Below are 5,071 nucleotides of genomic sequence, written 5' to 3' on the forward strand. Positions count from 1 at the left end.
GATCGGCTACAACCAGGAAAAACCAGAAGAAATCGCCGCTGCCCTCTGCGCCGCCCTCACCACCACCACGCACCCCGCGCCACCCCGGGCGGTCGCAATGGGCGACGCCGCAGGCGGACGCCGAGGAGAATCACAGTCCCGGCGGTTCTCCAGCCGTGGACACCACCGCTCAGACGGGACAGGGTTGGACTCACCGCCCGGCAACGGGACGTGGCCGGGACAGCACCGCAGGGAAGGGCACGGGCGATGAGCACGCAACTTCCGCTGTTCCCGCTCGGCACCGTGCTGCTGCCGGGCCTGGTCTTGCCACTGGAGATCTTCGAGGAGCGGTACCGGACGCTGGTGCGCCAGCTGTTGACCCAGTCGGCCGACGAGGTCCGCCAGTTCGGGGTGGTGGCGATCCGCCGCGGCCGCGAGACCGGTCCGGCGCTGCCGGCGCTGCACGAGGTCGGCTGCACCGCCGTGGTGCGCCGCGTCCAGGAGCATCCGGATGGCCGGTTCTCCCTCATCACCGTCGGCGGGCAGCGATTCCGCGTCGGCGAGCTGGACCAGCGGGGCGCGCCCTACCTGCTTGGCGAGGTGGAGTTCCTGCCCGACGAGCTGGGTGACGCCGACGCCGCCCGGGCGGCCGTCGAGCCCGTGCAGCGGCTCATGCGCACCTACGCCCAGCGGCTGGCGGCCACCGGCACCGTGCAGATCTCCCTGCCGGACCTCCCGGACGACCCGATCGCGCTGTCCTATGTGGTCGCCGCGGCGGCGGTCACCGATCTCACCGAACGGCAGGGCCTGCTGGCCGCGGCGGATGCCGCCAGCCGGCTGGGCGCCGAGCGGGCGTTTCTGCGCCGGGAGGTCGGCCTGCTAGGAAAGATCACTACCATCGGTTCGAGCGAGCTGCGCCGGGTCGATCCCAGCCCCAACTGAGCCGGCCCCACCTGGCCCAGCCGGAACCGAGCCAGCCGAAACCGAGCCAGCCGAAACCGAGCCAGCCGGAACCGAGCCAGCCGAAACTGAGCCAGGGCGACCTGGCCGGGTGGTACGCCCGGCGTGACCCCGTGGTGCGCCCCCGGCCTGACCCCGTCCGGTCAGGCCTGGCCGACGCCGTTGCCGCCGTCCCGGCCGAGCGCGCCATCCCGGTCCGGACCATCCCGGTCCGGACCATCCCGGTCCGGACCATCCCGGTCCGGACCATCCCGGTCAAGGCCCCCGTCACGACCCGGCGCGCGGTCCCGGTCCTGCGGACCGCGGTCGTGGCCCAGGCCGTTGTCGGGGCCCAGGCCGTTGTCGGGGCCGAAACCACCTTCGCGACCGAAACCACCTTCGCGACCGAAACCACCTTCGCGACCGAAACCGCCGAGGGCGGACGTCGGTGCGGTGGCAGCGGCCTGCCGGTTCTGGCGGCCGCGGCTGGCGGACCGCTGCGGCCAGGACGCCACCCACAGCGCGATCGCGAACATCGCCAGCGCGACGACCGGCAGGACCAGGTAGAGGCCGTACGCCCGGACCCGCAGATCGACCAGGTCGACCAGCAACGGGGAGGCGTCCCCGGGCAGCCTGTGCCGCACACCCGGTGAGCGGCGCTGGTGGCCGAGCCAGCCGGCGATGAGCGCACCGCCGAGGCCGCCCGCGGCCAGGCCGAGGGGAACGGGCCACCCGGCGTCCCGCGCCCGCCAGAACGCCACCGCGCCGCCGACGAGCCCGGCAACGCCGCAGATCAGGCCGAACCGGGCGTCGATGTCGCTCTGCACGGCGAACGCCGACTCGTTGCCCCGCAGCGCGTTCGCCACGTCGAGATGCGGTGCGGCGGCGGCCCAGAGCAGGCCGAGCGGGAACCCGACGATCAGCATGGCCGCCGCGCAGATCAGCCCGGCGAGCACGCTCACCTGCCAGCCGCTCGCGGGGACCGGGCGGGGATCCGCTGCGCCATCCGTCACGTCGCCCGCTCCGCCCAGAGGTGTCCGCTTCGTCACCAAACCCCGCGGGACGCCGACTCGGCGGGAACCCACGGACGGTTGACCCTATCGTGCCGGCGGCCCACACCGATCGGACCAGGCCGACAGTGGTCCCGCCAGCGCGGTCAGGAGGTCGTGGCGGTCAGGACGACGTGCGGTCAGGACGACGTGCGGTCAGGACGTCGCGACGCGGCGCAGGGCGAACACCGCGACGGCGAGCGCCGCCACGCCGACAACCGCGCACACGGCGAGGTCGGTGACCACGGTCACCCAGTCGACACCGGGCTGGAACGCGGCGGCGAGGGCGTCGACGGCATAGGTGCTCGGCAGCGCGTCGCGGGCCAGCCGGCCGACCTCGGGCAGCCGGTCCGCCGGGATCACGCCGAGGAACAGCACGATGCTCATCCCGACCTGCCCGGCGAGAGTCGCGAGCTCCGGTCGCGGCGCGAGCAGGCCGACGGCGGCCCCGAGGCCGGACAGGCACACCCCGGAGAGCACGACGACGGGCAGCAGCAGCCACAGCCCCGACAGCGACAGGCCGTAGAGCAGGCTGCCGAACACGGCGGTGATGAGCGTGCCGGGCGCGGCGAACGTGGCGTACGACGCCGCCGTGCCCAGCACGACCGCCGCCGGGGGCACCGGCAGGGTCAGGTAGTAGTCGAGCGCGCCGGCGGCCCGCAGCGCGCCGAAACGCTGCGCGAGCAGGTTGAGCGCGACGAAGGCGACGACCAGCACGGTGGAGCCCGCGACGACCTGGCCGGCGGCGGTGGTGTTGTCGACGTCGAGGATGCCGCGCAGCAGGACGAGGATGCCGACCGACTGGAACGACGCGACGAACAGCAGCGGGATGCGCCCCACCTTGGAGCGGGCGAGCTGACCGCGGTAGACCGCGCCGAACGCGGCCCCGAACCCGGTGGCCGGTGGGATCCACGGTGGGCCGGGCTCCGCGGCCGCCGGGATCGCCGGCCGCGCCGGGAGAACGGACCCGGTCAGGCCGGAGACGGGCAGCTCGGCGGCGGGCCGGACGGGCGAGGCGCTGCGGGCGTCGGGGACGACGGTCATCGCGACCGTCCCAGCCGGCCCGGGTGACGGAACTTCATGGTCATGTCCGCTCCAGGTCTCGGGATGCGCCGCCGAGGGTGAGGTACACATCCTCCAGCGACGGGGTGGCGAGGCTGAAGTCGTCCAGCGCGGCGAACGCCGCGCCGGTGGTGAGCCGGCCGAGGGCGTCGCGGGCGGCGGCGGGTGCCATCCGCACCGTCCATCGCCGGCCGTTGGTGGTGGCCAGGCCGGCCAGCAGGGCGACCGTGGGGTCGTCGGCCGGCGGCTCGCTGCGCCAGGCGAGGTCGAGCCGGACGTCGCCGGACACCGATGCCTTGAGCTGGCCGGGGGTGTCGCAGGCGATCACCCGCCCGGCCTCCAGGACAGCGACCCGGTCGAGCACCGACTCGGCTTCCAGGACGTTGTGCGTGATCAGCACGACGGTGGTGCCGGTGGCGTCCCGCCGACGCTGCAGCGCCGCCCACACGGCGCGGCGCGCCACCGGGTCGAGCCCGGTCGTGGGCTCGTCGAGGATGAGCACCGGACGGTCCCCGACGAGCGCGGTGGCCACGCAGGCCAGCCGCCGCTGACCGCCGGAGAGCCGGGACAGCGGGCGATGCGCCACAGCGGTGAGCCCGAGCTCCTCGAGGATGGCGTCGCGGGCCGTGCGCGCCGCGGCGCGGGACAGCCCGCGCATCCGCGCGGTGGTGCCCACGGCGGTGGCGACCGGCAGCTCGGCCAGGGCGTGGTCCGCCTGGCCGAGGTAGCCGGCGAGCCGGGCGGGCAGGTCCGGCGCGTCGCGCACGTCCTGACCGAACATGGTGATCGTGCCGGCGTCGGGGCGCAGCAGGCCCATCAACTGGCGGACCAGCGTGGTCTTCCCGGCTCCGTTGGGGCCGAGGACGCCGAACACCTCCCCCTGGCTGATATCCAGGTCGATCCGGTCGTTCGCGAGGACGGCGTGCTCACCCGCCCCGTGGCGTCGGGTGAGCCCGCGCACGACGTAGCTCAACACGACGCCCATTCTCGCAGCCGGCTCGGCGTCATGGCCCGGACGGTCCCCGTGGACGCCTCACACCGCGCTGCTCATCCACACCACCACGTCGAGCATGCGCAGCGGGGTCACCGGCGGACCACTCTGCGGCACCAGCGCGGCGAGGCGGCGGAACTCCTCGGCGTTCTCCCGCAGGTCGTACTGCATCGCGCGGACCAGCAGCTCCATGTACTGGCGCCAGCTGCGGCCGTCGCGCGGCGACGGCGGCACGCAGTCCTCGTGCTGGTAGAAGATGCGCACCTTCGAGTCGAACAGCGGGACGAGCGCGGGACGCTTGCGGTGCAGCACCTTGGCAAGCAGGGAGCCCTTGACGTCACGGTCGGAGACGTCGGGGTCATCCAGCGGGTCGTAGAGCGCGGCGACCAGGTCGAGGGTCACCTCGTCGGCCTCGATGAGCTCGATGCCCGGCGGCAGCCGGTCCAGCGCCCGCTGCAGCAGCGGCGTGAGCGCCGTCAACGTGTGCATGCGGTCCACGTCGACGTGGACGCCGAGCAGGGTCGGGGCGAGCAGGTCACCCGTGCACAGCAGATCGGGGTCGTTATTGGTCACCAGACCGTCGTAGTAGGGGTAGGCGTAGCGCAGTCCCCGCCTGCGCGGGCCCAGGTACTCCTCGACCAGGCTCTCCGCGTCGAAGACCTCCCGGGTACCTCTCGCCAGCTTCACCCAGGACTCCTTGTCATCCGTCGTTCGGTTCTCACGTGCCTGCGCCGCCCGGCCCATCCCCCGCCGCCTACCTGGGCTGGAACGGCCGTCACCGTCATCCTCCCCCGGCCGGGGAGGGCCGGGGGTGGCGGGTCGCGGGACGGCGCCCCCGGCCGTGTCCGCCCGATGGCAGCGACCCGGCCAGATGATGCGCGACGGCACCCCCGGTGTCAGCGACGATCCGGCGATAGTGGGATGAAGGTCACACTCGGTGGTGCCGTGCCGGGCGGGGCCGGGGCGCCCCCCGCCCGCCCGGTGCATGGACTGCGGCATCCCGTTCTGCCACAACGGCTGTCCGCTGGGGAACATCATCCCCGAGTGGAAC

At 73.9% G+C, this 5,071-nt stretch carries 5 protein-coding genes; 1 reads left to right on the forward strand and 4 read right to left on the reverse strand.

The window, feature by feature from the left end; translation table 11 throughout:
* Positions 1 to 246 precede the first annotated feature (246 nt).
* Positions 247 to 921 carry an LON peptidase substrate-binding domain-containing protein gene (locus MXD58_RS19605; RefSeq protein WP_248840840.1) on the forward strand — a complete coding sequence of 225 codons (675 nt, stop codon included), beginning with the start codon at positions 247 to 249 and terminating at the stop codon, positions 919 to 921.
* A gap of 161 nt (positions 922 to 1,082) precedes the next feature.
* Here MXD58_RS19605 and MXD58_RS19610 read toward each other — a convergent pair whose 3' ends face one another.
* The 4 genes from MXD58_RS19610 to MXD58_RS19625 form a co-directional block, all read right to left on the reverse strand.
* Positions 1,083 to 1,931, reverse strand: coding sequence for a hypothetical protein (locus MXD58_RS19610; RefSeq protein WP_248840841.1), 849 nt, complete (start codon positions 1,929 to 1,931; stop codon positions 1,083 to 1,085).
* A gap of 192 nt (positions 1,932 to 2,123) precedes the next feature.
* Positions 2,124 to 3,011 (reverse strand): ABC transporter permease, encoded by an 888-nt coding sequence (locus MXD58_RS19615; RefSeq protein WP_248840842.1) that lies wholly within the window; start codon positions 3,009 to 3,011, stop codon positions 2,124 to 2,126.
* Between the two features lie 40 nt (positions 3,012 to 3,051).
* Positions 3,052 to 4,014, reverse strand: a complete 963-nt coding sequence (locus MXD58_RS19620; protein ID WP_248840843.1) for an ABC transporter ATP-binding protein — start codon at positions 4,012 to 4,014, stop codon at positions 3,052 to 3,054.
* A gap of 48 nt (positions 4,015 to 4,062) precedes the next feature.
* Positions 4,063 to 4,707, reverse strand: a complete 645-nt coding sequence (locus tag MXD58_RS19625; protein WP_248840844.1) for a DUF6308 family protein — start codon at positions 4,705 to 4,707, stop codon at positions 4,063 to 4,065.
* Positions 4,708 to 5,071 lie beyond the last annotated feature (364 nt).

It is taken from the genome of Frankia sp. AgKG'84/4, from assembly GCF_023242965.2.
In the GTDB taxonomy this organism is placed as follows: domain Bacteria; phylum Actinomycetota; class Actinomycetes; order Frankiales; family Frankiaceae; genus Frankia.

Coding starts and splice junctions, on each gene's coding strand:
- MXD58_RS19615 (WP_248840842.1), bottom strand. CDS start 3,011: ATGACCGTCGTCCCCGACGCCCGCAGCGCCTCGCCCGTCCGGCCCGCC.
- MXD58_RS19605 (WP_248840840.1), top strand. CDS start 247: ATGAGCACGCAACTTCCGCTGTTCCCGCTCGGCACCGTGCTGCTGCCG.
- MXD58_RS19620 (WP_248840843.1), bottom strand. CDS start 4,014: ATGGGCGTCGTGTTGAGCTACGTCGTGCGCGGGCTCACCCGACGCCAC.